This window comes from Microlunatus parietis (genome assembly GCF_013407955.1).
Lineage (GTDB): Bacteria > Actinomycetota > Actinomycetes > Propionibacteriales > Propionibacteriaceae > Microlunatus > Microlunatus parietis.
The window spans coordinates 671,334-697,554 of record NZ_JACCBU010000001.1 but is presented as its reverse complement, the minus strand read 5'-3'; the positions used below and the strand labels follow the sequence as shown (position 1 = coordinate 697,554).

Genomic DNA, 26,221 nt, shown 5'->3' with positions numbered 1-26,221 from the left:
CTTGGCGCTCAGTGCCGCGGCGGCGGAGGAAGATAGATGACTCCCGCGTCCCGGGCGAGGGCCTTGAGTTCGTCCTCGCTGAACGTGCCGTGCTCCGTCTCATATTCACTCAGCCAGGCGTCGATCAATCGCCCTCGCGCCCAGGCGGCAAGCGCGGTCGTGACGACGGCCGAGAACGGCACGCCGAGCTGATCGGCCTCGTGCGCGATGAGGTGCTGTAGCTCCTCAGGCAAGGCGATCGTGACGCGAGACGTCCTCATGCTGCAGAGCGTACTTCGCTCTGCGCGCTGGAGGTCAGATCCAGCCGTGCCGGCGGGCGACCTGGATCGCCTCGTGCCGGTTGCTCGCGCCGAGCTTCGAGGTGGCGGCGGACAGGTAGTTGCGGACGGTGCCGAGCGACAGGTGGCTGCGGGCGGCGATCTCCTCGGCGTCGGCGCCCTCGGCGGCGAGTTCGAGCACGTCGGCCTCGCGGGGCGACAGCGGGGATTCGCCGGCGGCGATGGCGTCGGCGGCCAGGTCGGAGTCGACGTAGCGGCCGCCGGCGGCGACGGTCCGGATCACCTCGGCCAGCACCGACGCCCGCGTCGTCTTCGGGACGAAGCCGCGCACGCCGGCGGCCAGGGCGGCCTTCAGATAGCCGGGCCGACCGTGGCTGGTCACGATGATCAGGCCGCACTCGGGCTGCTCGGCGGCCAGCCGGCGCGCCGTCTCGATGCCGTCCAGCCCGGGCATCTGAAGATCGAGAACGGCGACGTCCGGGCGTACCTTGGCCGCGACCGCGAGCGCCTCGGTCCCGGACGCGGCCTGCCCGACGACCTGGAGATCATCGACCAGGTCGAGCAGCGCGGCGAGCGCGTCCCGGATCAGGTTCTCGTCGTCGGCCAGCAGTACGGTGATCATGGAACATCATCCTTGGTGGGCAGGGTGACCAGCAGCGTGAAGGTAGCACCCGACCGGCGCTGCTCGACCACCCCGCCGAGCGGCTCCAGCCGCTCGGCCAGGCCGAGCAGCCCGGAGCCCGTCTCGCCGGGGTCGGCCTCGACGCCGTTGTTGATCACCTCCAGCCGGGCCCAGGCGCGGGCCTTGGTGATCGAGATCGTGCACTCGGTCGCGGCGGAGTGCCGGATCACGTTGGTCACCGCCTCGCGGACCGCCCAGCCGAAGGCCGTCGCCTGCTGGTCCGGCAGCTCCAGGTCCTCGCCGAGCACGGCACAGGCGATGCCGGCGGAGTCGAGCAGGGCCCGGGCTCCCCGGAGTTCCTGGCCGAGATCGGCCTGCCGGTAGCCCGCCGCGACCGCGCGGACCTCGGCCAGCGAGTCCTGCGCCAGCTGCCGTACCTCGAGCATCGTCGTCGCGGCGTCGTCTGGCCGCCGGCCGGTCAGCTGGGCGGCCAGCTCGCTCTTGACCGCGACCGCGGCCAGCACCCGGCCGAACACGTCGTGCACGTCGCGGGAGAACCGCAACCGTTCCTCGGCCACCGCCAGCCGGGCCGCTGTGCCGCGGGCCCGGTCCAGCTCCCGGACCACCCGGAGCATCCAGGCCGAGCTCGCGTACACACTGAGCCACATGATCACCCAGACCAGTGCGCCGAACGAGACCAGGACCGCCGCCACCGGGCCGTACGGCAGCTGAAGCCCGATCATGATCACGACACAGCCCGCGCCGACCAGGGCGACGGTCCGGGGTCGCAGCACCGGCACCCAGCTCGCCGCGACACCGGTGATCACCAGCAGCTGACCGAAGACGGACGGGCTGAGGAACAACGATTCCGCCGGAGCCCGGGTCAGTCCGAGCATGATCAACACCGCCGCACCGCAAAGGATCTGGGCCACGGCGAGGGGCCGCCGGATCCGGTCGCCGGCCAGGGTGCGGCGCAGCATGATCAGATTGAGCACGGTCTGGGTGACGTACGGCAGCAACGCGGCCCAAGCGAGCCAGTCGACCGGCCCGCGGCCGGCCGCCAGCTGGAACGCGTAGATGAACGGTGGCAGGGCGGACAGGGGATAGAGCGACCAGCGCATGTACGCGTCGAACCGCTCCGGCTGACTGCGCTCCCGCCACGGCTTGATCCGCCATCTCACCCGGCCCAGCCTTCCACCTGGACGGCCGGGACGGGCGAATCAGCGCCGTTCGGGCGGTTCGCCGGGGAGGTCGCGGAGGAACCGTGACGACCGGCCGGACTGGTCGACGTAGCCGAGCCGGCGGTAGAAGGCGTGGGCGTCGCGGCGGCGGTCCGCACTGGTGACCTCCATCCGGACACAACCGCGGCCGGCGGCGAAGGCCTCCGCCTCCGCGACGAGGCGACTGCCGACGCCGAGCCCGCGGGCCTCGAGCGAGACGACCAGGGCCACGATCCGGCCCCAGGACCCGTCGCGTTCGAAGAACGGGCAGCAGTGCACGGCGACGACGCCGAGCACCGTGCCGTCGACCTCGGCGACGTAGGCGGCGCCGTCCGGGTGATCCGCCCAGGCCGTCAGCCGGGCCGCCGTGGCACCGGGCACGTGCTGTGGATAGCCCAGTTGGTGCAGCAGCTCGTCGATCGTCGCGGCGTCGTCGGGATGGGCCGGTCGGAGCTTCATGCCTTCCTTCCTTGTCCGGATCATCAGGAGACGGGAAAGTCGTAATAGGTGTCCGGATGTGGTTCGTCCCGGAGCCGGTAGTGCCACCATTCGCGATCGTAGGCGTCGAAGCCGGAGGCCCACATGATCGACCGGAGATACTGCCGATTGCGGGTCTCGGCCTCGGTGATGCCGGGCGCGCCGTGGTGCGAGACCGGATCCATCAGGTCATGATCACCACCCATCGGTACGGCCTCGCCGGTGGACAGCCGGAACAGTGTCAGGTCGATCGCACTGCCCCGGGTGTGACCGGACCGGGCGGCGATATAACCGCGTTCGAACAATTCCGCCCGGGCCAGATTCGGATGGTGCCTGGCTTTCGTACGGCCGTTCTCCGGCGAGCGGGACCAGCGCAGAAAAGCGTCCACGGCCCGCTGCGGTCGATAACCGTCCCAGAGCAGCAGTCCGAAGCCGATCGAAGCCGCCTTCTCCTGCGCCAGGTCCAGGGCGACGCAGAGCGTTTTGGTGCCGATGATGCGATTCGCCAGATAGCCGTCCACCGGTGCGCCGGTGAAATTGTCGGCCGTCGCATAACGGGCGTCCCACCGAATTCCGGGTACGGCCTCGTCGACGTAGACGAAGTCGTCGATCATCGCCCGGTGCCGGCGAGCGCCAACGCCACCAGCCGGTCGATCAATTCGGTCATCGAGATCCCGGCGGCCGCCATCATCCGCGGATAGCGGCTGTAGGAGGTCAGGCCCGGCAACGTGTTGACCTCGTTCAGGATCGCCCGCCCGTCCTCGGTGAGGAACAGGTCGACCCGGGCCAGCCCGCGGCAGCCGAGGGCACGGTAGATCGCCTTCGCCGTGTCCTTGATCAACTCCTGCGACGCGGCCGGGATGTCCGCGGGGACGATGAAGGACGCGTTCTCCGAGCCGGTCTCCGGGCTGTCCTCCTGGTGGATCTTGAAGAAGCCGTGGGTCAGCGCGACCCGGTCCACCTCGCCGGTGATCAGGTCGCCGTCGTTGCCCAGGACCGCGCAGCCGATCTCGCTGCCGATCACCGCCTCCTCGATCACGACCTTGCCGTCGAACTCGCGCGCGACCCCCAGCGCGTCCGCCAGCTCGTCCTTCCCGGTCACCTTGCTGACGCCGAACGAGGAGCCGGATCGGGCCGGCTTCACGAAGATCGGATAGGGGAGCGCGTCGGCGTCCGGCTCCTCACCGTCGGCGAGGATCCAGAACTTCGGCGTGGCGATCCCGGCGTGGCCGACCACCGTGTAGGTGAGCGTCTTGTCGATGCAGAGGGCGGAACTGGGGATGTCGCAGCCCACGTAGGGAATCCCGGCGAGTTCGAACAACCCCTGGATGGCCCCGTCCTCGCCGTGCCGGCCGTGCAGCACCGGCAGCACGACGTCGAGCTGGATCGTCTCGTAACGATCTTGGTCCAGTACCAGCAACCCGGGCAGGGTCCGGTCCGGCGACAGCACCACCGGCCGCCCGAGCTCGCTGTCCCAGCCATCCTCGGGGCCGTCGCAGAGCAGCCAGCCGCCGCTCTTGGTGATGCCGACGTAGTACGGCTCGTACTTCTCCGGATCGAGGCTATTGGCCACCTCCCGGGCGGACTTGACGGAGATCGGATGCTCCTCGAAGGGGCCGCCGAAGACGATGCCGAGCTTCACCTTAGCCATGCTGATTCCTGCTTTCCCATTCCAGGCAGTTGATCATGGAGTTCTCGACCGTGTCCCGCAGGGCGTGGTCGGTGTAGTAGGCGGTGTGCGGGCTGATGATCACGTTCGGCAGCGCCTGCAGACGCACCAGATGATCACTGCCGACCGGCCCGCCGCTGCGGTCGGCGTAGAAGATCCCCTCCTCGCCCTCCAGGACGTCCAGAGCGGCGCCGCCCAGCCGGCCGTTCTCCAGCGAGGCAAGGAGAGCGGCGGTGTCGAGCAGTGCGCCGCGGCCGGTGTTGATCACGTACGCACCCGGCTTGAGGCCCGCGATCCGGCGGCGGTCCAGGAGATGGTGGGTCTCGTCGGTCAGCGGGGTGTGCAGGGTGATCAGATCGCTGTGCCGGAGCAGCTGATCGAGCGGCACGTGGTCCTGGGCGATCTTGGGCCTGAGATCGTACGCGAGCGTCCGGCAGCCGAAACCCCGCAGTCGCTGCAGGACGGCCGCACCGATCCGACCGGTCCCGATCACGCCGACCGTCAGATCCCGCAGCTCCCGTCCTCTCGTCTCGTGCAACCGATAATCGTGGACGTCCGTCCGGCGGATCGTCGCCTTCGCATTCCGGACCGCCATCAACATCAACATCAACGTGTAATCGGCGACGCTGTCGGGGGAATAGGCGACGTTGCCGACGGTGATCCCGCTCCGCTCGGCGTACTCGATGTCGAGATGATTCGTCCCGATGCTCCGGGTGGAGAGATAACGTACGCCGACCCGGCCGAGAGCGAGCAGGGCGGAATTCGGGATCGGCGACTTGTGGCCGACGCTGATGCAGCGGCGCCCGAAGGCCAGTTCCGCATTCGCCTCGGACAGCGGCTCGTCGATGAGGTCCGGAACGACGCCGAGCCGGGGCGCGAGTTCGCTGAACAATTCGGCCTCGTCGGGTCCGCAGCCGTACACCGTAAGCCCCAGCTGCGGCAGCACCGAGGTCGGCGAACGACGCGCTGTTTCGCTGAAGATCATGCCGCCATTGAAGAAGGGTGCGTGTTGTGGCCGCGTATCCGGATTTCGATACGCCGGCGATATCCGCGGTTGCCGAGGCTGGCGCGCATGATTGCTCTCACTCTCGGCGAGATCGCCGGCGTCGTCGGCGGCACGGTCAAGGGCGCCGCGGATGATCTTGAAGACGCCGTCATGGTGACGGCCCCCGCCGTGCTGGACGGCCGGGACGCGGAGCCGGGTGGACTCTTCGTCGCGTTCGCCGGCGAGCAGGTCGACGGTCACGACTTCGCCGACCAGGCCGCCCGCGCCGGTGCGGTGGCCGTGCTCGGTTCCCGGCCCACCGCGCTGCCGACCGTCGTGGTCGACGACACCCAGGCCGCGCTGCAGACCCTTGCCGCTCATGTCGTCCGGCAGCTGCGGCGCGGGCTGACGGTGGCCGGCGTGACCGGGTCGCAGGGCAAGACCAGCACCAAGGACCTGCTGACCGCCGTGCTGGCCGGCGCCGGCCCGACGATCGCCACGATCGGTTCCCGCAACAACGAACTCGGCGTGCCGCTCACCATGCTGCGCGCCGACGCCTCGACCCGCTTCCTGGTGTTGGAGATGGGCGCCCGGCATCGGGGCCAGATCGCCGACCTGACCCGGCTGGTGGCGCCCGACCTGGCCGTCGTGCTGAACGTCGGCCGGGCGCACCTCGGCAAGTTCGGCTCGCAGGCCGGGATCGCCCAGGCGAAGGGCGAACTCGTCCAGGGCCTGGCGCCGGGCGGCACCGCGATCTTGAACGCCGACGACCCCCGGGTGGTCGCGATGCGCGCGCTCACCGACAGCCCGGTGCTGACGTTCGGGCTGGCCGAGCACGCCGACGTCCGGGTGATCGACCCGACCCTGGACCGACTGGCCCGGCCGTCCTTCGAGCTGCGTACGTCCCGGGCAGCGGCCCGCGTCGCCCTGCCGCTGCTGGGCGCCCACCAGGCCCTGAACGCCGCGGCTGCCGCGGCGGCCGGATTGGCGGCCGGCCTCACCCTGGACCAGGTCGCGGCGGCGCTGGCCGAGACCAGACTGTCGAAGTGGCGGCTGGAACTGCACGAGCTCGCCGGCGGCGCGACCATGATCAACGACTCCTACAACGCGCATCCGGAGTCGACGATGGCCGGCCTGGACGCGCTGGCCGCGGTCGAGGGCGGCCGGCGGATCGCCGTCCTCGGCGCGATGCTCGAGCTCGGCGACGAGAGCGACGCCGAACACCGGGCCGTGGGGGAGTACGCGGCGGCGCGGGCGGACCTGGTCGTCGCCATCGGCGAGCTGGCCCGGCCGATCGCCGACGGGGCCCGGCCGGTGGTGGGCGAGCGGGCCGTGGCGCTCGTGGACAAGGACGCAGCGATCGACTGGCTCCGCCGCGAACTCGGAGCCGGTGACGTGGTGTTGATCAAGGCCTCGCGCGGCGCCGGGCTCGACGAGGTCGCCGCCGCGTTAGTGTCCTGAGCGCCGGCGGGCCATCCACCAGGAGAACGCCCGGTAGATCACCGGGCGCAGCGGCAGGTCCCATTCGCCGACGTAGCGTACGGCCCGGCCGCCGGTGCCGACCTTGAACTGGATCAGCCCGACGTGCGGGTCGTCCGCGGCGAGCGTCGGGGTGATGCCGCGCAGGTCGTACACGCCGCAGCCGGCCGCCAGCGCGTCCTTGATCATCTCCCACTGGCACGCGTTGGAGCCGCGCACCTCGCGCTTCTCGGTCGACGACGCGCCGTACGCATACCAGGCGTGGGCGCCGACCCGGATGCCGAGTGTCGCCGCCACCAGGTCACCCCGGTGCCGGGCCAGGTAGAGCCGGACCCGGTCCGGATCCTCGGAGCTCAGTTCGGTGATCATGGTCTCGAAGTACGGCAGCGGCCGGGGCGTGAACCGGTCCCGTTCGGCGGTGTGCACGTAAAGATCATGGAACGCCTTCAGCTCCCGGCCGGCCGCGTCGCCGGCGACCGTGACCTCGACACCCTCCTTGGCCGCCTTCTTGATGTTGCGCCGCCAGAGCTGATTCATGCCGCGCAGCACGTCGTCCTCGGTCCGGCCGGCCAGCGGGAGTTCGTACTTGAACTGCGGCTGGCCGGCGCCGAAGCCGTCCTCCGGGTTCTGCGGCAGCCAGCCCGCGCCGGTGAGCCAGTCGGTCACCCGGGCGCCGACCGGGTCGGCCGGCTCGCCGGGCACCTGGGTGAGCCGAGCGACGGCCGGATCGGCGATGCCCTCCTTGACCTGGGCGGCGGTCCAGGTGTTCGTCCGCACCGGCGGCACCAGCCTGATCGCGAACGCGCCGCGCGCGATCAGGTACGCCGCCAGCGGGTCGAGCCAGGCGTCCAGCTCGCCGGTCCAGTCGATGGTCGGGCCCTCCGGCAGGTACGCCAGCGTGAAGCGCTCGAGTCTCGGCACCGGCCGGTGCAGCACCAGGCCGGCGCCGACCAGGCGGCCGTCGTCGTACCAACCGAGGGATTCGCTGCGCCATTCCGTCTTGACCCGTCCCCAGGCCGGGGTCTGCAGGAAGCTGACCGACCGCCGGGTCCGGATGAACTGCAGGTGCTCGGCCGGGCTGATCGGTGCGACGGTCAGAACCATGCCGGCCAGCCAAGCCGAGCGGGCGTTCCCGGCACGTATGCGGTTTTCGATACGCCGGCGATATCCGGTCTAGGCCGGGCGGACGCCGCGGAAGGTCGAGCAGGTGCCGAAGCCCCAGCGGGCCTTCACGTCGCCGGTCCGGGCGACCTCGGTGAAACCGTGCGAGCGGAGCCGGTCCGGGATCCGCTCGTCCGCGGCGTCCCGGATCCGCTCCGGCAGCCGGCCGTGGCCGCCGCCGGTGAAGTCGAGCAGGTGCAGCTCGCCACCCGGCCGGAGCACCCGGAACGCCTCCCGCAGGGCTCCGTCCTTCCCGGCCTCGTCGAGATGGTGGAACATCAGCGAGGACAGCACCCGATCCTGACTGCCGTCGGGGTACGGCAGCGCGTCCGCGTAACCCACGTCGAACCGGATCGAGAGCCGACGCCGGGCCACCTTCCGTTCCGCGTTGGCGAGGGCGATCCGGTCCGGGTCGAGCCCGGTGAAGGTCGCGCCGGGATGCCGCCGGGCGGCCCGGATGATCAGGTTGCCGGTGCCGCAGCCGATCTCCAGCACCGCCATCCCGGCGCCGATCGCCGCCTGGTCGAGCAGGGACCGATGCATCCTCGGCACGCCGGCCAGCCAACCCGTGAGGTCGTAGACGGGGAGGAAGCGCTGCTGGCCCATCGCGGGAATGAAATGGCGGTGTTCGTGGACCTGGTCGGCCATGGTGACTGCTCCTCGTGTGGGACGATCATCGGGTGGTAGTAGCGAGTCTCTCTCCTGACACAGATCGAAACCATGGACCATTGCCCGGACGAGTTGGACGATCTTTCGCCTCCGAGGACACCGGACGACGAATCGCCGGCCGGCCCGTCTACGGCTACCGCCGGGTGCCCGGGCTGCCGCCGGTCGGCGTGTACCGGCAGCACCGGTCGGAACTGCCGGACCGGGCCCTGCCGCATGCCCACGACTTCCTGGTGCTCGGCTTCGTCGTCGCCGGCAGCCAGCTGGTCCGGCTGGACGGCCGGGACTGGCGACTGCGGCCCGGTGACTTGTTCCTGGTCGCGCCCGGCGAAGTGATCGACGTCGAGCACGGCGGGTCGGACCGATCGGAGCCGGTGGGCGACCTGGAGGTGTGGACCGCGTTCTTCCCGCCCGACGCCGTGGACGCCAGCGCGCTGCGGGCCTGGCGTGATCATCCGCTGCTTGCTCCGTTCGTCCGGGCCGGTGGCGGGCTGCAGCGGATCCCCGTACCGGAAGGGCAGCGGGACCGGCTGGCCGACCGGTTCGCCGCGCTGGAACGGGAACTGCGGGACCGCCGCGAGGGCTTCGCCGAGGCTGCCTTGGCCCAGCTCACCCTGCTGTTGGTCGACGTGCTGCGGCTGGCCGCCGACGTGGCCGGTGGGCTGCGGCTCCGCGACGAACCGCTGCTGGCCGACGTGTTCGCCGTGATCGAGGAACGCTACGCCGAACCGATCTCGCTGCGCGACGTCGCCACCGCGGTCGCGATCACACCGGCCCACCTGACCACCGTGGTCCGCCGCCGGTCCGGCCGGACCGTGCAGCAATGGCTCACCGAGCGTCGGATGATCGAGGCGCGTCGGCTGCTCGCCGAGACCGATCTGACCGTCGCCGCGATCGCCGCCCGGAGCGGGTTCGCCGATCCCGGCTACTTCACCAGGGTCTTCCGGCGCGAGCACGGCGTCCCGCCGCAGGCCTGGCGGGACGCCTGACTCGCCGGACTGTCGGCACTGCCGCGTACAGTGACCGGCGTGGTGGAGCAGACAGGCGAGGCGCGCCGATGAAGGAGACCGAGCTCTGGAACCGGCTGAATCGCCATCTCGGCGACTCCTATGCCCGAGTCTGGGCGGCCGAGTACAACGTGGCCGAGCTGGACGGCCGGACGGTGGTGCAGGCCCTGGCGGAGGGCGTACCGGCGAAGACGATCTGGCGCGCGGTCTGGGCCGCACTGGAACTGCCCGCCCGTGAACGCTGACCTGCGCCGCCATCCACGGCGCAACCGGGTCACGCCGGCCGGCGAGTTCATCGCGACCGAACACCGTGGCGCCTGGTACGGCAACCGCGGCGTGCTGCACAACGAGCAGCTGGACCTGGTCCGCCGGCATCAAGGCCGCCGCTGGATCATCTGCGTGCTCCGGTTCAAGGACCGTCGCCGCCCGCTGCTGCGACCCGACCGGTTCACCGAACTGTTCTTCCTCGACGAGGCGGGCGCCCTGGCCGCCGGCCACCGGCCGTGTGCCGAGTGCCGGTACGCGGACTATCAGCGGTTCCGGACCGCCTGGGCCGCCGGGCACGGCCTCGGTTCGCTGCCTTCGGCCGATGAGCTGGACCGGGCGCTGCATCCGCAGCGGATCCTGCACGACGGGCTCCGGCTGCTGCACCCGGCGCCGCTGGACTCGCTGCCGGACGGAGTCTTCGTGCAGTGGCGGGACGCTCCCTGGGTGTGGGCCGGCGGCCGGCTGTGGCGCTGGACTCCGGGCGGGTACGACCAGCGCCGCGACCCGTTCGACGGACCGGCCGACGTACTCACCCCACTCTCCACCGTTGCTGCGATCCGGGCCGGCTACCGGCCCCAGCTTCACGAGTCCGTCCGCGGATGATCGCCGGACAGCGGTGACGCACCGCGTTCGCCGGGCCGGCGCTTCGGCCTCCCCCTCTGGGTAAGACCAGGTGATGGAACCGTTCACGGTGCAGGTGCCGGAGTCCGTGCTGTCCGATCTCGCCGACCGGCTGTCCCGCACTCGGTGGTCCCGGCCCTGGGATCGGCCCGGCTGGGAGGACGGCGTCGACCAGTCCTATCTCCGTGACCTGGTGGCCTGGTGGCAGGACGGGTTCTCCTGGCGAGCCCGGGAAGCCGAACTCAATCGGTACGACCACTTCCGAGCCGCCGTCCGGGGCACTGTGCTGCACTTCGTCGTGGTGCGGGCCCGCCGGCCGAAGGGCCGGATGCCGTTGTTGTTGTGCCACGGTTGGCCGTCGACCTTCTATGAGCTGTTGCCGTTGGCCGATCGGCTGAGCCAGGTCGATGTGGTGATCCCGTCGCTGCCCGGCTACGGATTCTCCGACCCGCTGGACGGATTCCGGTCGGCCAACCGCATCCCGGCGCTGTACGCCGGCCTGATGACCGAGGTGCTCGGCTACTCGCGGTTCGGGATCCACGGCGGCGACATCGGCGCCATGGTCGCGAACCGGCTGGCACTGGAGCGCCCGGATCTCGTGGCCGGCGTGCACGTCACGATGCCTGCCGAGCCCTACCTCGAGCCCGGGACCGGGTTGACCGAGGACGAACAGGCCTTCTTGCGGGATCGGCGGATCAGCCAGGAGCGCGGCACGGCCTACGCACACCTGCAGCGGACCCGGCCGGCCACCCCGGCGCACGCGCTGGCCGACTCGCCGGCCGGTCTGGCAGCGTGGATCGTGGAGAAGTGGCGCGACTGGAGCGACTGTGACGGCCGGATCGAACGGCGCTTCACCAAGGATCAGCTCCTGACGACGGTGATGCTGTATTGGGTTACCAACACGATCGGCACGTCGTTCCGGATCTACCGTGACTGGGCCCTCGCCTCGGAGGACACCCCGCAGGCCTGGCCGGATGACGACACCCTGATCGGCGGGGTGGCCGGAGCGCCGCTGCCGCCCGGTCGGCGCATCGAGGTTCCGGCCGCCGTCGCCCTCTTCCACGTACGTCAGCCGCGGGAATGGGCCGAGCGCGCCTATGCCAACCTGCAGCGTTGGTCCCCGATGCCGTCCGGGGGCCACTTCGCGGCTATGGAGGAACCGGATCTGCTGGCCGACGACATCTCCGAGTTCTTCAGCGCCGTCGAACGATGATCGATCGAACCTACGGCCGGGCTGCTCAGCCCTCGGGCTGGTCTGCGCCCCGGTGACTCGGCCAGTTCGGATTCCGGCCGGCCTGGCCGAGCGCACGGTCGAAGGCGGGACGGTCCTCGGGCACCGGGACCTCAGGTCCGTACGCGCCCATGGTGCGGCCGAGTTCGGCGGACTCGGCGACCAGCCGGAGCAGTTCCGCGCCGACCGGTTCGGGAACGGTGAGCGTACGGCCGCCGGACCGGGCCAGGTCCCAGCCGTGCAGCAGCGCCTCGGCGAACGCCATCTGGCCGACCGCCTCGGCGGTCATCTCGCTGGTCCCGAAATCGACGGCTCCCTGCCAGGCCTGGGGATCGGCCCATGCGTCGCCGAGCTGCTCCAGGCTCGCGGCCAGCCGTTGGCTCCAGTCGTCGGCCGGTGGCCGGCCCTGACCCCACGGGTTGTCGGAATCGAGCGGCTCGCCGCGGCCGATCCGGCCGAGCGCCTCGGCCGTCCCGGAGAAGTGGCCGATCAGGGCGGCGGCGTCGAAGTCGGTGCACGGGGTCGGCGCCGCGAGGTCGAGTCGGCCGAGGTCGCGGACGGTGTCGGCGACGAGTGCTACAGCGGTCGGAAACAGGCTTGCGGTGGTCATGGAGACGAGTCTTGCCGCACCCCGCTGGGCGGTGCTTGAACGAATCCGACGTCCCGCGCGGCGAGGTCGGCGTGTCGGTTGGCCGTTCGAACATGTGTTCGCCTAAGTTATCCACCGAGGGACGGCAACTTTTGCGTCATCCACAGATTTTCGAGGCGCTGAACGACTGTCAGCGGTTGTGCTTAGAGTCCGGAACGAAGAGCTACACACGAAGCGGCACGGCGAACCCTGACGGGTTCGGAGGAGGGAACACCAATGGCAGGAGCAGCCACCAAGGATCGCGAGAAGGACCGGGCGAAAGCCCTCGAAACGGCCCTCTCGCAGATCGAGCGGCAGCACGGCAAGGGCACCGTCATGCGCCTCGGCGACGAGGTGCGGGCACCGATCGAGGTGATTCCGACCGGATCGATCTCGCTTGACGTCGCACTCGGCATCGGCGGCCTGCCGCGCGGCCGGATCGTCGAGATCTACGGCCCGGAGTCCAGCGGCAAGACGACGGTCGCGCTGCATGCGATCGCCAGCGCCCAGTCAGCGGGTGGCATCTGCGCCTTCATCGACGCCGAGCACGCCCTCGACCCGGACTATGCCGCCAAGCTCGGGGTCGACACCGACGCCCTGCTGGTCAGCCAGCCGGACAACGGCGAACAGGCGCTGGAGATCGCCGACATGCTGGTCCGGTCCGGCGCGCTGGACCTGATCGTGATCGACTCGGTGGCCGCGCTGACGCCGCGGGCCGAGATCGAGGGCGAGATGGGCGACAGTCACGTCGGCCTGCAGGCCCGGCTGATGAGCCAGGCGCTGCGCAAGATGACCGGTGCGCTCAGCGGTGCCAACACCACGGCGATCTTCATCAACCAGCTGCGCGAGAAGATCGGCGTCATGTTCGGCTCGCCCGAGACGACGACCGGTGGCAAGGCGCTGAAGTTCTACGCGTCGGTGCGGCTCGACGTCCGCCGGATCGAGACCCTGAAGGACGGCCAGGAGATGGTCGGCAACCGGACCCGGGTCAAGGTCGTGAAGAACAAGGTCGCGCCGCCGTTCAAGCAGGCCGAGTTCGACATTCTGTACGGACAGGGCATCAGCCGCGAAGGCGGCCTGATCGACCTCGGGGTCGAGGCCGGCCTGATCCGCAAGGCCGGGGCCTGGTTCACCTACGACGCCGACCAGCTCGGTCAGGGCCGGGAGAACGCCCGCGGCTACCTCCGCAGCAATCCCGATCTCGCCAACGAGCTGGAGAAGAAGATCAAGGAGAAGCTCGGCATCGGCGCCCGGGTCGACGATCCCGCCGTGCCGGAAGGCATCGATCCGGTGACCGGCGAGGTGGAGTTCTGAGTTGACCCCGAAGGACCCGGTCCAGCAGGCGCGGGAGTGGCTCGCCGCTCACGCGCCCGCCCGTGCCGACGCGCCGCGTGAGCCCGATGGCCAGACGATCACGGCGCCCCGAGACCAGACGATCCCTGAGCTTGTCGAAGGGCAAGGCCACCTCGATTCACCGCCCGTGGAACCGGAATCCCGCGAACCGGTCGAGCAGCGGGCCCGAACGGCACGCTCCTCGCGGCGGCCGGGCCGGCGACGCCGTACGGAGGAGCCGGCGGAACGCCACGACGGACCGGATGCGGATCCGGAAGCGACGGCTCGGTCGATCGTCCTCCGCAAGCTGACCGGGCAGGCCAGGACCAGACAGGAACTGGCCGATGCGCTGGCCGACCGGGACGTGCCGGACGATGCGGCCGGGGCGGTGCTGGACCGGATGGAGGAGGTCGGTCTGGTCGACGACCGGGGGTTCGCCCGGGACTGGGTGGAGAGCCGGCAGTCGCGCCGCCAGCTGTCGCGGTCGGCGATCCGGCGGGAGCTGACCGCCAAAGGCGTCGATCGGGACCACATCGACGAGGCACTGGCCGAGGTCGACGACTCCGACGAGCTCGGCGCGGCCCGGGCGCTCGCCGAGAAGAAGGTGCGCTCGATGTCCAAGCTCGAGCCCCAGGTCCGCTATCGACGCCTCGCCGGGGCCTTGGCGCGGCGCGGATTCCCCTCGCACGTGACGACCCAGGTGTTGGACGAGGTCCTCTCGGACCAGTCCGACTCCTGACCGACGACACTTCGGCAAGGCTGACGATGCTTGACCGTTCATGCAGGCCCACTTACGCTGCCAAGTGAGGGTTGAACTGCAAGCTTGATCGATATGAACAACACACCACGCTCCGGTGAGCGTGCGGTGACTGATGAAATCGCAATATCGCAAGGTCGCTCGTCGAGCGAGGTCTGATCGAGGGTTTCCCAACGTGGCGTGACCGCACTCCGCGGCAGCCTGCCCTTCGACCGGGCCGAACTGCAGCGCCCTCCTGAGCACACGCGTCAGCGTGGAGAGGGGAGTGCGACATGGGAACCTTCGAATTCCTGGTACTCGCCGGCCTGGTGATCCTGATCGGGGTCGTGATCGTCGCCGTCCTGGTGTTGCGGAAATCGAGTGCGCGCGCGGCCGAGGCCGAGCGCTCCGCCCAGGCGTCCGCCAACGAGGCCGCCCTGGCTGCGGCCAACGAGGCGGCCCAGGCTGCCACTGCGCGGGCCGAGACCTGGGCGGCGCACGTCCGTGACGACGCCCGGGCCTATCGCGACCAGGTTCGTGCGAAGGCCGATGACCTGCTCGAGCTGGCGAAGGCGCAGCGGGCCGAGGCGGAGGAGGAGCTCCGGGTCCGTCGCGCCGAACTCAAGGAACGGCGGGTCGAGCTGGAACGTCGCGAGCAGCGCCTCACCGACCGAGAAGAGCGGATCGACGCCGAGGCGCGGCAGGCCGACGCCCGCTCGCAGGAGCTGGAGCGGGCCGAGGTCGCACTGCGCGACGGACGCCGGCGGCTGGCCGAGGCCGACGCCGAGCGCACCGCCGAACTGGAGCGGATTGCCGGTCTCACCGTCGAGCAGGCCAAGGCCGAACTGGTCGGCCTCGTCGAGGCCGAGGCGAAGCGGCAGTCCGTGATCGTCACCCGCGAGATCGAGCGGGAGGCGGCCCGGGAGGCCGAGTCGCGGGCCCAGCACATCATCGTCGGCGCGATCCAGCGACTGGCCTCGGACCAGACGGCCGAGTCGGTGGTGACCGCCGTGCACCTGCCCGGCGACGAGATGAAGGGTCGGATCATCGGCCGCGAGGGCCGCAACATCCGCACCTTCGAGCAGGTCACCGGCGTCAACGTCATGATCGACGACACCCCCGAGTCGGTGCTGCTGTCCTGCTTCGACCCGGTGCGCCGAGAAACCGCCCGGCTCACCCTGACCGACCTCGTCGCCGACGGCCGGATCCATCCGGCCCGGATCGAGGAGGTGCACGAGCGGAGCAAGTCCAAGATCAACGAGCAGTGCCTGCGCGCCGCCGAGGACGCGCTGGCCGAGGTCGGCATTTCGGACCTGCATCCCGCCCTGGTGCCGATCCTGGGCACGCTGCGCTTCCGTACCTCCTATGGCCAGAACGTCCTGAAGCACCTCGTCGAGTGCGCCCACCTGGCCGGCCTGATGGCGGCCGAGCTCCGGCTCGACGTGGCCACCTGCCGCCGGGCCGCCTTCCTGCACGACATCGGCAAGGCGCTGACCCACGAGACCGAGGGTTCGCACGCCCTGGTCGGTGCCGACCTGGCCCGCCGCTACGGCGAACATCCCGACGTCGTGCACGCCATCGAGGCGCACCACAACGAGGTCGAACCGCACACCGTGGAAGCCGTGCTGACCCAGGCCGCGGACGCCATCAGCGGCGGCCGGCCGGGTGCCCGGCGGGAGAGCGTCGAGGCCTACGTCCAACGCCTGGAACGACTGGAGCGGATCGCCGCCGGTCACGACGGCGTGGACAAGGTCTTCGCCATGCAGGCCGGCCGCGAGGTCCGGGTCATGGTCGCCCCCGAGACCGTCGACGACATCGCCGCCCAGGTCCTCGCCCGCGACATCGCCAAGCAGGTCGAGGAGGAACTGACCTACCCCGGCCAGATCCGGATCACGGTCGTCCGAGAGTCCCGAGCCACCGAAACCGCCCGCTGACCACCGCTCGCTCCCGTGCGTTGAGCCCCCTGCCCTTCGACAAGCTCAGGGAACGTCGGGGACCCGTCCAACGAGGCGCCTCCACCCGTCGCGAAGTCATCACCGCTCGGTCATCTGGTCGCCCCGACCATGATCAGCGCCCGGCTCTGACCGATCCCCAAGTGTTCGGGCGACAAAGTCAGCGCGGTGGGGTTCGGGGTGCCGGTGCGCGGGCGTGGATGGGACTGGCCGTCGCGCGCACACCGAATCACGGCAGCGGCACCAAGATCACCGCGCGCGACTGGTTGCCCGCGCACCGGCACCCCCGAACCCCACCGCGTGGTGCCCTCTCATACTCCTGAGCAGAGTCAGCGCGGCGAGGCCACAGCAGGCTCAGCCTCGGGCGCCCCGATCAAGGCCACCTCCGGCTTCCGCCGCGACATCCGCCCGGACCGCTTCAGCCGCTGTTCCAGCCAGCCGGCGACCCGGGTCAGCGCGTAGTTGATCACGATGTAGATCGCGGCCGCGACGAGCAGGGCCGGGATGGTGTTCGCGTACGCGGAGCCGATGTTGCTGGCCTGCTGGAGCAGGTCGGACGCGGTGATCCAGGTGCCGAGGGCGGTGTCCTTCAAGATCACGACCAGCTGGCTCACGATCGACGGCAGCATGGCCGTGATCGCCTGCGGCAGTTGGACGGTGAACAGGGCCTGCACCTCGGTCATGCCTATCGCCAGCCCGGCCTCCCGCTGGCCGCGGGGGAGTGAACCCACGCCGGACCGGACGAGCTCGGCGATCACGGACGAGTTGTAGAAGAAGAGTCCGCTGACGACGCCGAAGAACAGCCCGGGCATGCCGGTGAGCTGCAGCACGTACAACCCGAAGAAGTAGGCGAACAGCATCATCATCAGCACCGGCACGGCGCGGAAGAACTCCACGAACACACCGCACACCGCGCGCACGATCACATTCGGGGCGAGCCGGCCGAGGCCGAGCAGGATGCCCGCGATGATCGACAGCACGACCGCGGCGAGCGCGGAAGCGAGCGTGAACAACAGCCCGGGAATGATGTAGGAGGTCCAGGTGCTGCGGAGCAGGAACGGGTACCACTTGTCCGGCGCGAACTGGTTGTTGGCCGGGTTGGCCAGGCCGATCACGATCACGGCCAAGACGCCCGCGACCAGCAGCAGGCCGGCGAAGCCGATGATTCGGTGCCGGACCTGCGCCTTGGGCCCGGGTGCGTCGAACAGGACGGTGGGTGCTTCCTTCATCGTTGCACCGCCAGTCGTCGGGAGAGCCAGGTGAGGAGGACGCCGAGCGGCAACGTCAGGATGACGAACCCGGCCGCCATGATCAGGAAGATCAGGTAGAGCTGCGAGGAGTCGAACTCGATCATGGCCCGCATCGTGTACGCGGCCTCGGCGACCCCGATCGTGGCGACCACGGTGGTGTTCTTGGTCAACGCGATCAGGGTGTTGGCGAGCGGGGCGACCGCGCCCCGGAACGCCTGCGGCAGCACGATCGAGGTGAGCGTCGGCAGGAAGGCGAGTCCGATCGACCGGGCCGCCTCCGCCTGGCCGGGCGGCACCGTGTTGATGCCGCTGCGCAGTGCCTCGGCGACGAAGGCGGCGTGATAGACCGACAGCCCGACCACGCCGAGCCGGAACGCGTTGTCGGCCAGCGACGTCGGCGAGTTCGGGTCGGCCAGCTGGATCTGGAGCGTGTTCGCCAGGCCGAACAGGCAGAAGAAGACGATCAGGGTGAGCGGCGTGTTCCGGATCATCGTCACGTACGTCGTGCCGGCCGCCCGCAGCACCGGTACCGGCGAGACCCGGAAGATCGCGATCACGGTGCCGATGATCAAGGACCCGATCGCACCCCCGATGGTGAGCTTGATCGTCATGAAGAACGCGCCGAGCACGTCGTACCTGCTGAACAGGTCGATCAGGTCAGCCACCGATCACCTCCGATCGTCGTCAGAGAAACGTCGGCCCGCCGACTCGGCGGCGGGCCAACGCGGTTGGGTCAGGAACAGGCGTCCGGCTTCGGCGGGTTCTTCGTCTCGTCCGGGGTGAACGCGTCACCGACGGTGTCGGTCAGGGCCTGCTTCCAGGCGCCCTCGGAGACCATCTTCTCCAGCGCGGTGTTGATCTTGGTGCAGAGCTCGGTGTCGCCCTGCTTGATCCCGACGCCGTAGCGCTCCTCGGTGAACGGCTTGCCGACCACCTTGAGCTTGCCCTTGTACTGCTCCTGGGCCGCGAAGCCGGCCAGGATCACGTCGTCGGTGGTCACCGCGTCGACCTGGCCCGAGTTCAGGGCCTCGACGCACTTGGAGTAGGTGTCGAACTCGGCCAGCTGCACCTGGGTCGCGTAGTCCTTCTTGATCTTCTCGGCCGGCGTCGAGCCGGTCACCGAGCACAGCTTCTTGCCGTTCAGCGTCTCGGGGCCGGTGATGTCGGTGTTGTCGGCACGGACCAGCAGGCCCTGACCGGCGATGAAGTACGGCCCGGCGAAGGAGATCTTCTTCTTCCGGTCGTCGGTGATCGAGTACGTCGCGAAGATCATCTGGACCTGGCCGCTCTGCAGCAGCGTCTCCCGCTGCGCGCTCGGCGACTGCTTGAACTCGACCTCGGTGTACCCGAGCTCCTTGGCGACATAGCGCGCCACCTCGACATCGAAGCCGGTGTAGTCCTCACCGACCTTCAGCCCGAGGCCGGGCTGATCGAACTTGATGCCGATCACCACCTTGCCGCCTCCGCCCGGGTTGCCACCCGGAGTGCCGGTCTGCGTGTCGTTGACGCAGCCGGCGAACGCCGCGGTGAGGCCCAGACTGGCCAGCACCGCGACAACGGCCTTCATGATCTTCATGTTTCCTCCAGCTTCACCGGCCGGCCTGGCCGATGGTTCGGTTTCGGTCAGTGGGTCAGGATCTTGCCCAGGAAATCCTTGGCGCGTTCGCTCTTCGGTGCGGTGAAGAACGTGTCCGGGTCCGCCTCCTCGACGATGGCCCCGTCGGCCATGAAGATCACCCGGTTGGCCGCCTTGCGGGCGAACCCCATCTCGTGCGTGACGACGATCATGGTCATGCCCTGGCGGGCCAGGTCGACCATGACCTCCAGTACCTCGTTCACCATCTCCGGGTCGAGCGCGGAGGTCGGCTCGTCGAACAAGATCACCTTGGGCTCCATGGCCAGCGCCCGGGCGATCGCGACCCGCTGCTGCTGCCCGCCGGACAGTTGCGCCGGGTACTTGTCCGCCTGATTGGCGACGCCGACCCGGTCCAGCAGCTCCCGGGCCCGCGCCTCCGCCGTCCGCTTCGGAGTCCGGCGCACCTTGATCGGCCCGAGCGTGATGTTCTCCAAGATCGTCTTGTGCGCGAAGAGATTGAACGCCTGGAACACCATCCCGACGTCCGCCCTCAGCCGCGCCAGCTCCTTACCCTCACTGGGCAAGGGTTTGCCGTCGATCGAGATCGATCCGTCCTTGATCGTTTCCAGGCGGTTGATCGCCCGGCACAGCGTCGACTTCCCGGAGCCGGACGGGCCGATCACCACGACCACCTCACCCTGATTGACGGTGAGGTTGATGTCCTGGAGCACGTGCAGTTGACCGAAATACTTGTTCACGCCGTCGAGGACGACCAGCGGCCCGCCGAGCTGTCGCGGGGCGACCGAGTCTCCGACGGTCGGGTCCGTCAGGTCGACTCCGTTGTCGCTTGCCGGCTCGGCCGGAACGGTTTCACCGGTTTCGGTCATGGCCTGACCCTATTCGACCACCTCGGCACGAGGTGGGAATTTCGTGTTGAAATTCGGTTACGGCCCACTGCGTCATCAGGCGCCGCGGATGCCCCAGCGACCGGCGAACGAGTCGCCGGACCGGAGCACGATCACGTCGTCGTGAGTGACGCCCGGATTGAAGGCGTCCGGGCCGCAGGTCATCGGTTCCACGGCGATCGAGAGGTCCCGCCGGTCGGCGCCGGTGTAGACCTGCAGCCAGCCGAACTTGGCCTCGGCCCACAGCTCCGCCCAGCGGTCGCCGAGTTCGAGCCGGACCGACCAGGTGCCGCCCTCGCCGGCCAGATCGGTGAACGCCGTGTCCAGGTTCACGTCGCCGAGCGGATCGCCGGCGCGCAGGTCGTAGTCGGTCCCGGCGACCGGCCGGAGCTCGATCGGCAGCAGCCGGTCGTCCACCTCCAGATAGCGGGCCGCGGGCAGCGTCACCGACACTTCGTCGACCGTCGACTCCCCGACGGTCAGGTACGGATGCGCGGCATAACCGAACGGCACCGGGACGTCGCCGATGTTGGTCACCGACACCTCGACCAGCAGCCCGGCCTCGGAGACGCTGTGCCCGATCGTCGCCTCGACGGTCCCGGGCCAGCCCGGCTGCGGGAAGACCCGGACCCGCTGCACCACCCGGTCGGCGCCCAGCTCGACCAGCGTCCAGGGCACGTGCCGGACCAGGCCATGGATGGCGTTGTTCCGGTCCGGCTCGGTGAGCGCCAGCTGCTGCGTCACGCCCTCGTACGGATAGCGGCCGTCACGGATCCGGTTCGGCCAGGGCAGCAACTGCTGGCCGAGGCCGCCGTGGATCACCTCGTGCTCGTCGAAGCCGCGGACCACGTCGCGGCCGGACACCCGGTAGGTCCGCAGCGTCGCGCCGACCTCGGTGATCACCGCCCGATGGTCGCCGGAGCCGATCTCGTACTGCTCGCCGGTGGGGTACGTCACGGGCCGCAACTCTACTGTCCGCCGGTCCGGCCCGCCCATCGGGCGGCATTACCCTAGGACCATCATGTCGCGCACCTACCAGATCCGCACCTACGGCTGCCAGATGAACGTCCACGACTCCGAGCGCCTGTCCGGGCTGCTCGAGGACGCGGGCTACCGGCGCGCCGGCGACGAGAGCCAGGCGGACGTGGTCGTCTTCAACACCTGCGCGGTCCGGGAGAACGCCGACAACCGCCTGTACGGCAGCCTCGGTCACCTGCTGCCGACCAAGAAGGCGCACCCCGGCATGCAGATCGCCGTCGGCGGCTGCCTGGCCCAGAAGGACCAGCACTCCATCGTGCAGAAGGCGCCCTGGGTGGATGTCGTGTTCGGCACTCACAACATCGGCTCGCTGCCGGTGCTGCTGGAGCGGGCCCGGATCGAGTCCGAAGCTCAGGTGGAGATCAAGGAGTCGCTGGAGACCTTCCCGTCGACGCTGCCGACCCGGCGCGACTCGCCGTACGCGGCGTGGGTCTCGATCAGCGTCGGCTGCAACAACACCTGCACGTTCTGCATCGTGCCGGCGCTGCGCGGCAAGGAGACCGACCGGCGGCCCGGCGACATCCTGGCCGAGGTCCGCGCGCTGGTCGCCGAGGGTGTCCAGGAGATCACCCTGCTCGGCCAGAACGTCAACGCGTACGGGGTCGAGTTCGGCGACCGGGCCGCGTTCGCCAAGCTGCTCCGGGCCTGCGGCGAGATCGAGGGCCTGGACCGGGTCCGGTTCACCTCGCCGCACCCGAAGGACTTCACCGACGACGTGATCGCCGCGATGGCGGAGACGCCGAACGTGATGCCGCAGCTGCACATGCCGCTGCAGTCCGGCTCGGACGCCGTGCTGCGCCGGATGCGCCGCTCCTACCGGAGCGAGCGCTATCTCGGGATTATCGACAAGGTCCGTGCCGCCATGCCGGAGGCCGCGATCACCACCGACATCATCGTCGGCTTCCCCGGCGAGACCGAGCAGGACTTCCAGGCGACGGTGGACGTCGTCCGGGCGGCCCGGTTCGCGGGGTCGTACACGTTCCAGTACTCCATCCGGCCCGGCACGCCGGCCGCGACGATGCCCGACCAGATCCCGAAGCCGGTCGTGCAGGAGCGCTACGTCCGGTTGGTCGAGGTGGTCGAGGACGTCGCCTGGACCGAGAACAAGACCCAGCTCGGCCGCACCGTCGAGGTGATGTTCGCCGAGGGGGAGGGCCGCAAGGACGCCGCCACCGCGCGGCTGTCCGGGCGGGCCCGGGACAACCGCCTGGTTCACGTCGCGGTGCCGGAGGATCCGGAACTGCGGCCGCGGCCGGGCGACGTGGCCGACGCCGTGATCACGTACGCGGCGCCGCATCACCTGACCGCCGACGACGGCATCACCGGTCTGCGCCGGACCCGCGGCGGCGACGCCTGGGCGGCCCGGCAGGCCCGGCCCGCCGACGCCGTTCCGGACCGTCCGGTGGTGACCCTCGGCATGCCCGGAATCGGCGCGCCGGTCGGCTGACGCGACGCTCCGCATCGGTTCCGCGTCCGGTCCCGCGGACGGTCAGTGGGCCGTGTCACCATGGGGGCGCGGGTGACCATCCCCCTGACGGTCACTGGCGCAAACCCAGAGCGACCAGGAGCAATACAGATGCCAGCAGAGCGTTTCGTGGAGCAGCTCAACGTTCAGATCGGACACGAGTTCTCCGCTCACCAGCAGTACATCGCCTGCGCCGTCTACTACGACGGCCTGACGATGCCCCAGATGGCCCAGTTCTTCTACAAGCAGGCGATGGAGGAGCGGGACCACGCGATGATGATGGTGCAGTATCTGGTCGACCAGAGCGCACCGGTGCAGATCCCCGCCGTCGAGCAGCCGGTGAACGAGTTCGCCGACATCGTCGCGCCCGCCGAACTGGCGCTGGAACAGGAGAAACGGGTCACCGGCCAGATCAACGAACTGACCAAGATCGCCCGCGAGGAGAACGACTTCGCCTCCGACCAGTTCATGCAATGGTTCGTCAAGGAGCAGGTCGAGGAGGTCGCCACCATGGGCGACCTGGTGACTGTCGTGAACCGGTCCCGGGACAACATCGAGGCGATCGAGGAGTACGTCCAGCGGGAGCAGTCCGGCGGCACCACCGACCCGACCGCACCGCCCATCGCGGGCGCCGGCTGAGGGTCCCGGCCGGGCGGTGATCCCGCCCGGCACGTGGCGTGAGTCACGGCGCTCAAGCCGCCTGATGCAAGAATGACGGCCGTGCCTGACGATTGGGATTGGTTCTGGGCCGGCGAGCACGGCCGCGACCGGCTGCTCCGCGAAGAGGTCGAGACGCTGTCGTACCAGGCGTCCGCGGCCGCCAGCCGGGCCAGCCGGATGCAGAGCCAGCTGGCCAAGTTGCAGGGGTCGCTGGAGACCCGGCTGAACGCGCTGTCCAAGGCCTTCGATGCCTACGTCGAGCTCGGCGACGTCCGCGAGGAGCTGGCCGGCTACCCGGACACGTCGGCGATCCGGCGCGACGTGATGGCCGTGATCGAGCAACTCTCCAACGGCCTGCCGGCCAGCCCGGTGGACCCGCGCGGCGTGGACTACTGGCTGCCGCACGCCACCAACACGGTGATCGAGATCGTCGGCGGCGACGCGGAGGCCGGGAAGTCGAACCTCGCTGCCACGCCGGAGGCCAGGCTGTACGTGGTCGCCGCGGTCGGCGCGCTGGGCCACGGCGAACGGGTCGCCGACCGGCTGCCGGAGTTGCTGATCACCGACCGGGAGCTGACCGGCCAGCAGGTCGTCCTGCTGGACGCCGTCGTCGCCGGGGTCTTCGGCCCGAAGGCGCTGGAGTCGTTGGAGCCGTCGTTCCGGCCGTTGCTGCAGCGGACCGACCCGGCCGGCTGGCGGGCGACGATCGAGCGGATCACCGGGGTGACGAACGACGACTTCATCCTCAACTGGATCCGCGGCCAGTTCGCCGAGTCGACCGCGGCCCCGTCGCCCGATGCGCAGTCGTCGCCGCCGCCCGCGAAGCCGGCCGCGGCGGGCAGCACCGCGGGCGAGGCGGATCCGCGGGCACGCCTGCGCGGGCTGGTCGTGTCCCTGATCGGCAGCGGCTACGGCGGCGAGGGCGCGTTGCTGGCCCGGGCCCGGGAGCTGCGCTGGCAGATCGAGAACCCCGGCCGGACCCGTCCGGAGTCGGAGCAGGGCCCGGCGCCGGTCGACGCCCTGGACCGCCTCGTGCACCACCTCAAGGAACTGCCGGTCGGCTCGCCGGAGCAGCGCACCTTGCTCCGCTGGGTGGCTCCCGGGCTGCAGACGTTCGTCGAGCCGCTCGGCACCGTCGCGGTCCGGCCGCCGGCCTCGGTCGATATCCGTACCTATTACGGGTCGCTCCCGGTCACCGCCGCCGGACCGGATCAGAACCGCTGGCAGCAGATCGTCCGCAACGTCGAGGAGGCCGGCCAGCTGCCGCCCGGCAAGCTCTACGGCTTCGGCATCGCGGCCGGGGTCTGCGCGGTGCTGGCGCTGATCTGTGCCTTGACCGGCCAGACCGTGCTCGCCGTCCTGACGATCATCGCCGCCGTGATCCTGGGCGTCATGTGCGCCATGCAGCTGCGCGCCCGGCACGAGGCGGCCGAGGCGGCCAGGACCGGTCTGGACCAGGTGAACCAGCAGCTCCGGGACGGGGTGCGGCGGGCCGAGCTCGCCGACACCGCGGCCCGCGAAGCCGCCGAGGAACGCCAGCGCCTGGTCGACCACATCCGGGCCAACCTGGCCCGCCTCTGACGTCGCCGGGCCGGCTGCGGCGGGCCTGGCCTGCAGCGGCCGGGCATGAAGCGAGGGGCCGCCCAGGGGCGACCCCTCGTTGATAGGCCTAAGTTCTGGCGAGAATCAGGCGGGCTGTTCCGGCTCGTCCTGGTTGCCACCGCCGAGGAAGTTCCCGGCCTGGTCCTTGACGAAGTCGGCACCCTGATCGATCTGCTCCGAGTGCTGCCCGCCGGTCTTCTCGTCGACAAAGTTGGCGGCCTGATCGATGCCCTGGTCGACCGCTTCCTGGTTGTCGCCCAGCATTTCCTTGGCCTTGTCGAAGATACCCATACTCCGTCCTCCGTTCCTGCTCCGGTACCAGCCACCACTCTGGCGGCGCGGCAGGTGACCTCCCCGCATGGAAGCGGACGCCTGCGGTACGCCCCCTTTCTATCGCTTCCGGACTCGCCTGGCCAGTGTCCCCGCCGTGCGCCGCGTCTGCGTCGCGGGTCCGGATCCGGCACACTGCTCGGGTGACAGTGGTGCTGGTCGGACCGACCGCCTCGGGCAAGTCGGCGCTGGCCCTGGCGCTGGCCGAGCGGCTGATCGCGGCGGGCCGGCCGGCCGAGATCGTCAACGCCGACTCGATGCTCGTCTACCGCAGGATGGACATCGGTACGGCCAAACCGAGCGCGGCCGAGCTCGCTGCCGTACCGCATCATCTGGTGGACATCTACGACATCGACCGGACCGCGACCGTCGCCGAGTTCCAGGAGTTGGCCCGGGCCGCGATCGCCGACTGCCGGGCCCGGACGGTGCTGCCGATCGTCGTCGGCGGCTCGGCGCTCTACATCCGCGCGATCGTGGACGACTTCCGCTTTCCCGGTACGGACGCCGCACTCCGGGCCGAGCTGGAACGGGAACTGGAGCAGCACGGGCCCGAGCCGTTGCACGCCAGGCTGGCCGAGGCCGACCCGGCCGCCGCGGCCGCGATCGAACCGCGCAACGGGCGCCGGATCGTACGGGCGCTCGAGGTCATCCGGCTGACCGGCGAGCCGTTCCAGGCGACCCTGCCGGCGCACACGGCGGTGCTGCCCGACCTGACCATGCTCGGCCTCGACGTGGACCGGCCCACGCTGGACCGCCGGATCGCGGACCGGGTGCAGGCGATGTGGCGGGCCGGCTTCGTCGACGAGGTACGCGAGCTGGCCGCCCGCGGCCTCCGGGACGGGCTGACCGCCTCCCGCGCGCTCGGCTATCGCCAGGTGTTGGCGTACCTGGACGGCGAGACCGACGAGGCCGGCGCGATGGACGCGACGATCACCGCGACCCGGAAGTTCGCCCGCCGGCAGGACGCCTGGTTCCGCCGCGACCCACGCATCCGCTGGCTCCCGTACGACGCGGACGACCTGGTGCCGCGCGCACTGGCGCTGGCGGCAGTGGAACACTGAGAC

At 70.2% G+C, this 26,221-nt stretch carries 28 protein-coding genes; 12 read left to right on the top strand and 16 right to left on the bottom strand.

The annotated features are described in order from the left end of the window. Positions 1-8: 8 nt before the first annotated feature. From BKA15_RS03340 to BKA15_RS03310, 7 genes are read right to left on the bottom strand one after another with little or no spacing between them, the layout of a single operon-like run. A complete protein-coding gene (locus BKA15_RS03340; protein ID WP_179748088.1) occupies positions 9-260 on the bottom strand; it encodes a type II toxin-antitoxin system CcdA family antitoxin in 252 nt (83 codons plus the stop codon). Between the two features lie 34 nt (positions 261-294). Further along, complete coding sequence (locus tag BKA15_RS03335) at positions 295-900, bottom strand: response regulator transcription factor (RefSeq protein ID WP_179748087.1); 606 nt, start codon at positions 898-900, stop codon at positions 295-297. After that, complete coding sequence (locus BKA15_RS36725) at positions 897-2,081, bottom strand: sensor histidine kinase (RefSeq protein WP_179748086.1); 1,185 nt, start codon at positions 2,079-2,081, stop codon at positions 897-899. The genes BKA15_RS03335 and BKA15_RS36725 overlap by 4 nt, the downstream gene beginning before the upstream one ends. Before the next feature lie 39 nt (positions 2,082-2,120). Next, a complete protein-coding gene (locus tag BKA15_RS03325) occupies positions 2,121-2,579 on the bottom strand; it encodes a GNAT family N-acetyltransferase (RefSeq protein WP_179748085.1) in 459 nt (152 codons plus the stop codon). Positions 2,580-2,602: 23 nt separating this feature from the next. Beyond that, positions 2,603-3,211, bottom strand: a complete 609-nt coding sequence (gene vanX / locus BKA15_RS03320) for a D-Ala-D-Ala dipeptidase VanX (protein WP_179748084.1) — start codon at positions 3,209-3,211, stop codon at positions 2,603-2,605. Beyond that, the gene (gene vanA / locus BKA15_RS03315) at positions 3,208-4,248 is read right to left on the bottom strand and encodes a D-alanine--(R)-lactate ligase (RefSeq protein WP_179748083.1); all 1,041 of its coding nucleotides are present in this window, start codon (positions 4,246-4,248) and stop codon (positions 3,208-3,210) included. Before vanA ends, vanX begins: the two co-directional genes overlap by 4 nt. Further along, complete coding sequence (locus BKA15_RS03310; RefSeq protein WP_179748082.1) at positions 4,241-5,251, bottom strand: NAD(P)-dependent oxidoreductase; 1,011 nt, start codon at positions 5,249-5,251, stop codon at positions 4,241-4,243. Before BKA15_RS03310 ends, vanA begins: the two co-directional genes overlap by 8 nt. 87 nt (positions 5,252-5,338) lie before the next feature. Here BKA15_RS03310 and BKA15_RS03305 point away from each other — a divergent pair, with 87 nt between their 5' ends. Then, positions 5,339-6,712 carry a UDP-N-acetylmuramoyl-tripeptide--D-alanyl-D-alanine ligase gene (locus BKA15_RS03305; protein ID WP_179748081.1) on the top strand — a complete coding sequence of 458 codons (1,374 nt, stop codon included), beginning with the start codon at positions 5,339-5,341 and terminating at the stop codon, positions 6,710-6,712. Here the strand turns inward: BKA15_RS03305 and BKA15_RS03300 are convergent. Further along, positions 6,701-7,834, bottom strand: coding sequence for a lipid II:glycine glycyltransferase FemX (locus BKA15_RS03300; protein WP_179748080.1), 1,134 nt, complete (start codon positions 7,832-7,834; stop codon positions 6,701-6,703). The two genes, BKA15_RS03305 and BKA15_RS03300, sit on opposite strands and share 12 nt — an antisense overlap. Before the next feature lie 69 nt (positions 7,835-7,903). Beyond that, positions 7,904-8,539: a class I SAM-dependent methyltransferase gene (locus tag BKA15_RS03295; RefSeq protein WP_179748079.1), complete on the bottom strand. Its 636-nt coding sequence runs from the start codon at positions 8,537-8,539 to the stop codon at positions 7,904-7,906. 80 nt (positions 8,540-8,619) lie between these two features. Here BKA15_RS03295 and BKA15_RS03290 point away from each other — a divergent pair, with 80 nt between their 5' ends. From BKA15_RS03290 to BKA15_RS03275, 4 genes are all read left to right on the top strand, one after another. Next, positions 8,620-9,546: an AraC family transcriptional regulator gene (locus BKA15_RS03290; protein ID WP_218871042.1), complete on the top strand. Its 927-nt coding sequence runs from the start codon at positions 8,620-8,622 to the stop codon at positions 9,544-9,546. Between the two features lie 68 nt (positions 9,547-9,614). Further along, positions 9,615-9,809, top strand: coding sequence for a DUF3046 domain-containing protein (locus BKA15_RS03285; protein ID WP_179748078.1), 195 nt, complete (start codon positions 9,615-9,617; stop codon positions 9,807-9,809). Continuing rightward, complete coding sequence (locus BKA15_RS03280; RefSeq protein WP_218871041.1) at positions 9,799-10,434, top strand: hypothetical protein; 636 nt, start codon at positions 9,799-9,801, stop codon at positions 10,432-10,434. The genes BKA15_RS03285 and BKA15_RS03280 overlap by 11 nt, the downstream gene beginning before the upstream one ends. 73 nt (positions 10,435-10,507) lie before the next feature. After that, positions 10,508-11,665: an epoxide hydrolase family protein gene (locus BKA15_RS03275; RefSeq protein WP_179748077.1), complete on the top strand. Its 1,158-nt coding sequence runs from the start codon at positions 10,508-10,510 to the stop codon at positions 11,663-11,665. Between the two features lie 25 nt (positions 11,666-11,690). Here the strand turns inward: BKA15_RS03275 and BKA15_RS03270 are convergent, their stop codons facing one another. Next, positions 11,691-12,293 carry a TIGR03086 family metal-binding protein gene (locus tag BKA15_RS03270; RefSeq protein WP_179748076.1) on the bottom strand — a complete coding sequence of 201 codons (603 nt, stop codon included), beginning with the start codon at positions 12,291-12,293 and terminating at the stop codon, positions 11,691-11,693. Between the two features lie 255 nt (positions 12,294-12,548). Here BKA15_RS03270 and recA point away from each other — a divergent pair, with 255 nt between their 5' ends. The 3 genes from recA to rny all read left to right on the top strand — a co-directional run bounded on the left by recA (position 12,549) and on the right by rny (position 16,313). Then, entirely contained in the window at positions 12,549-13,625 is a 1,077-nt protein-coding gene (gene recA, locus BKA15_RS03265; protein WP_179748075.1) for a recombinase RecA, read from the top strand. Between the two features lie 166 nt (positions 13,626-13,791). Further along, complete coding sequence (locus tag BKA15_RS36230) at positions 13,792-14,382, top strand: regulatory protein RecX (protein ID WP_179748074.1); 591 nt, start codon at positions 13,792-13,794, stop codon at positions 14,380-14,382. 290 nt (positions 14,383-14,672) lie between these two features. Then, a complete protein-coding gene (gene rny / locus BKA15_RS03255; RefSeq protein ID WP_179748073.1) occupies positions 14,673-16,313 on the top strand; it encodes a ribonuclease Y in 1,641 nt (546 codons plus the stop codon). A 347-nt stretch (positions 16,314-16,660) separates the two neighbouring features. Here rny and BKA15_RS03250 read toward each other — a convergent pair whose 3' ends face one another. The 5 genes from BKA15_RS03250 to BKA15_RS03230 all read right to left on the bottom strand — a co-directional run bounded on the left by BKA15_RS03250 (position 16,661) and on the right by BKA15_RS03230 (position 21,058). Continuing rightward, positions 16,661-17,560, bottom strand: a complete 900-nt coding sequence (locus tag BKA15_RS03250; protein ID WP_179748072.1) for an amino acid ABC transporter permease — start codon at positions 17,558-17,560, stop codon at positions 16,661-16,663. Next, positions 17,557-18,246, bottom strand: a complete 690-nt coding sequence (locus BKA15_RS03245; protein ID WP_312878803.1) for an amino acid ABC transporter permease — start codon at positions 18,244-18,246, stop codon at positions 17,557-17,559. The genes BKA15_RS03250 and BKA15_RS03245 overlap by 4 nt, the downstream gene beginning before the upstream one ends. Positions 18,247-18,314: 68 nt before the next feature. Then, the gene (locus BKA15_RS03240) at positions 18,315-19,157 is read right to left on the bottom strand and encodes a glutamate ABC transporter substrate-binding protein (protein ID WP_179748071.1); all 843 of its coding nucleotides are present in this window, start codon (positions 19,155-19,157) and stop codon (positions 18,315-18,317) included. Positions 19,158-19,204: 47 nt separating this feature from the next. Continuing rightward, positions 19,205-20,044 carry an amino acid ABC transporter ATP-binding protein gene (locus tag BKA15_RS03235; RefSeq protein WP_179748070.1) on the bottom strand — a complete coding sequence of 280 codons (840 nt, stop codon included), beginning with the start codon at positions 20,042-20,044 and terminating at the stop codon, positions 19,205-19,207. 75 nt (positions 20,045-20,119) lie between these two features. After that, positions 20,120-21,058, bottom strand: a complete 939-nt coding sequence (locus tag BKA15_RS03230) for an aldose 1-epimerase family protein (protein ID WP_179748069.1) — start codon at positions 21,056-21,058, stop codon at positions 20,120-20,122. Between the two features lie 25 nt (positions 21,059-21,083). On the opposite strand from BKA15_RS03230, the gene miaB reads away from it, so the two are divergent. The 3 genes from miaB (at position 21,084) to BKA15_RS03215 (ending at position 24,806) form a co-directional block, all read left to right on the top strand. Continuing rightward, complete coding sequence (miaB, locus tag BKA15_RS03225) at positions 21,084-22,547, top strand: tRNA (N6-isopentenyl adenosine(37)-C2)-methylthiotransferase MiaB (protein ID WP_179748068.1); 1,464 nt, start codon at positions 21,084-21,086, stop codon at positions 22,545-22,547. Between the two features lie 129 nt (positions 22,548-22,676). Further along, positions 22,677-23,204, top strand: a complete 528-nt coding sequence (locus BKA15_RS03220; protein ID WP_179748067.1) for a ferritin — start codon at positions 22,677-22,679, stop codon at positions 23,202-23,204. 81 nt (positions 23,205-23,285) lie between these two features. Then, complete coding sequence (locus tag BKA15_RS03215) at positions 23,286-24,806, top strand: hypothetical protein (RefSeq protein WP_179748066.1); 1,521 nt, start codon at positions 23,286-23,288, stop codon at positions 24,804-24,806. 105 nt (positions 24,807-24,911) lie between these two features. Here BKA15_RS03215 and BKA15_RS03210 read toward each other — a convergent pair whose 3' ends face one another. Next, entirely contained in the window at positions 24,912-25,118 is a 207-nt protein-coding gene (locus tag BKA15_RS03210; protein ID WP_179748065.1) for an antitoxin, read from the bottom strand. Positions 25,119-25,309: 191 nt separating this feature from the next. On the opposite strand from BKA15_RS03210, the gene miaA reads away from it, so the two are divergent. After that, the gene (miaA, locus tag BKA15_RS03205) at positions 25,310-26,218 is read left to right on the top strand and encodes a tRNA (adenosine(37)-N6)-dimethylallyltransferase MiaA (RefSeq protein WP_179758199.1); all 909 of its coding nucleotides are present in this window, start codon (positions 25,310-25,312) and stop codon (positions 26,216-26,218) included. Positions 26,219-26,221 lie beyond the last annotated feature (3 nt).

Coding starts and splice junctions, on each gene's coding strand:
- BKA15_RS03340 (WP_179748088.1), bottom strand. CDS start 260: ATGAGGACGTCTCGCGTCACGATCGCCTTGCCTGAGGAGCTACAGCAC.
- BKA15_RS03335 (WP_179748087.1), bottom strand. CDS start 900: ATGATCACCGTACTGCTGGCCGACGACGAGAACCTGATCCGGGACGCG.
- BKA15_RS03325 (WP_179748085.1), bottom strand. CDS start 2,579: ATGAAGCTCCGACCGGCCCATCCCGACGACGCCGCGACGATCGACGAG.
- vanX (WP_179748084.1), bottom strand. CDS start 3,211: ATGATCGACGACTTCGTCTACGTCGACGAGGCCGTACCCGGAATTCGG.
- vanA (WP_179748083.1), bottom strand. CDS start 4,248: ATGGCTAAGGTGAAGCTCGGCATCGTCTTCGGCGGCCCCTTCGAGGAG.
- BKA15_RS03310 (WP_179748082.1), bottom strand. CDS start 5,251: ATGATCTTCAGCGAAACAGCGCGTCGTTCGCCGACCTCGGTGCTGCCG.
- BKA15_RS03305 (WP_179748081.1), top strand. CDS start 5,339: ATGATTGCTCTCACTCTCGGCGAGATCGCCGGCGTCGTCGGCGGCACG.
- BKA15_RS03300 (WP_179748080.1), bottom strand. CDS start 7,834: ATGGTTCTGACCGTCGCACCGATCAGCCCGGCCGAGCACCTGCAGTTC.
- BKA15_RS03295 (WP_179748079.1), bottom strand. CDS start 8,539: ATGGCCGACCAGGTCCACGAACACCGCCATTTCATTCCCGCGATGGGC.
- BKA15_RS03285 (WP_179748078.1), top strand. CDS start 9,615: ATGAAGGAGACCGAGCTCTGGAACCGGCTGAATCGCCATCTCGGCGAC.
- BKA15_RS03275 (WP_179748077.1), top strand. CDS start 10,508: ATGGAACCGTTCACGGTGCAGGTGCCGGAGTCCGTGCTGTCCGATCTC.
- BKA15_RS03270 (WP_179748076.1), bottom strand. CDS start 12,293: ATGACCACCGCAAGCCTGTTTCCGACCGCTGTAGCACTCGTCGCCGAC.
- recA (WP_179748075.1), top strand. CDS start 12,549: ATGGCAGGAGCAGCCACCAAGGATCGCGAGAAGGACCGGGCGAAAGCC.
- rny (WP_179748073.1), top strand. CDS start 14,673: ATGGGAACCTTCGAATTCCTGGTACTCGCCGGCCTGGTGATCCTGATC.
- BKA15_RS03250 (WP_179748072.1), bottom strand. CDS start 17,560: ATGAAGGAAGCACCCACCGTCCTGTTCGACGCACCCGGGCCCAAGGCG.
- BKA15_RS03240 (WP_179748071.1), bottom strand. CDS start 19,157: ATGAAGATCATGAAGGCCGTTGTCGCGGTGCTGGCCAGTCTGGGCCTC.
- BKA15_RS03235 (WP_179748070.1), bottom strand. CDS start 20,044: ATGACCGAAACCGGTGAAACCGTTCCGGCCGAGCCGGCAAGCGACAAC.
- BKA15_RS03230 (WP_179748069.1), bottom strand. CDS start 21,058: ATGGGCGGGCCGGACCGGCGGACAGTAGAGTTGCGGCCCGTGACGTAC.
- miaB (WP_179748068.1), top strand. CDS start 21,084: ATGTCGCGCACCTACCAGATCCGCACCTACGGCTGCCAGATGAACGTC.
- BKA15_RS03220 (WP_179748067.1), top strand. CDS start 22,677: ATGCCAGCAGAGCGTTTCGTGGAGCAGCTCAACGTTCAGATCGGACAC.
- BKA15_RS03210 (WP_179748065.1), bottom strand. CDS start 25,118: ATGGGTATCTTCGACAAGGCCAAGGAAATGCTGGGCGACAACCAGGAA.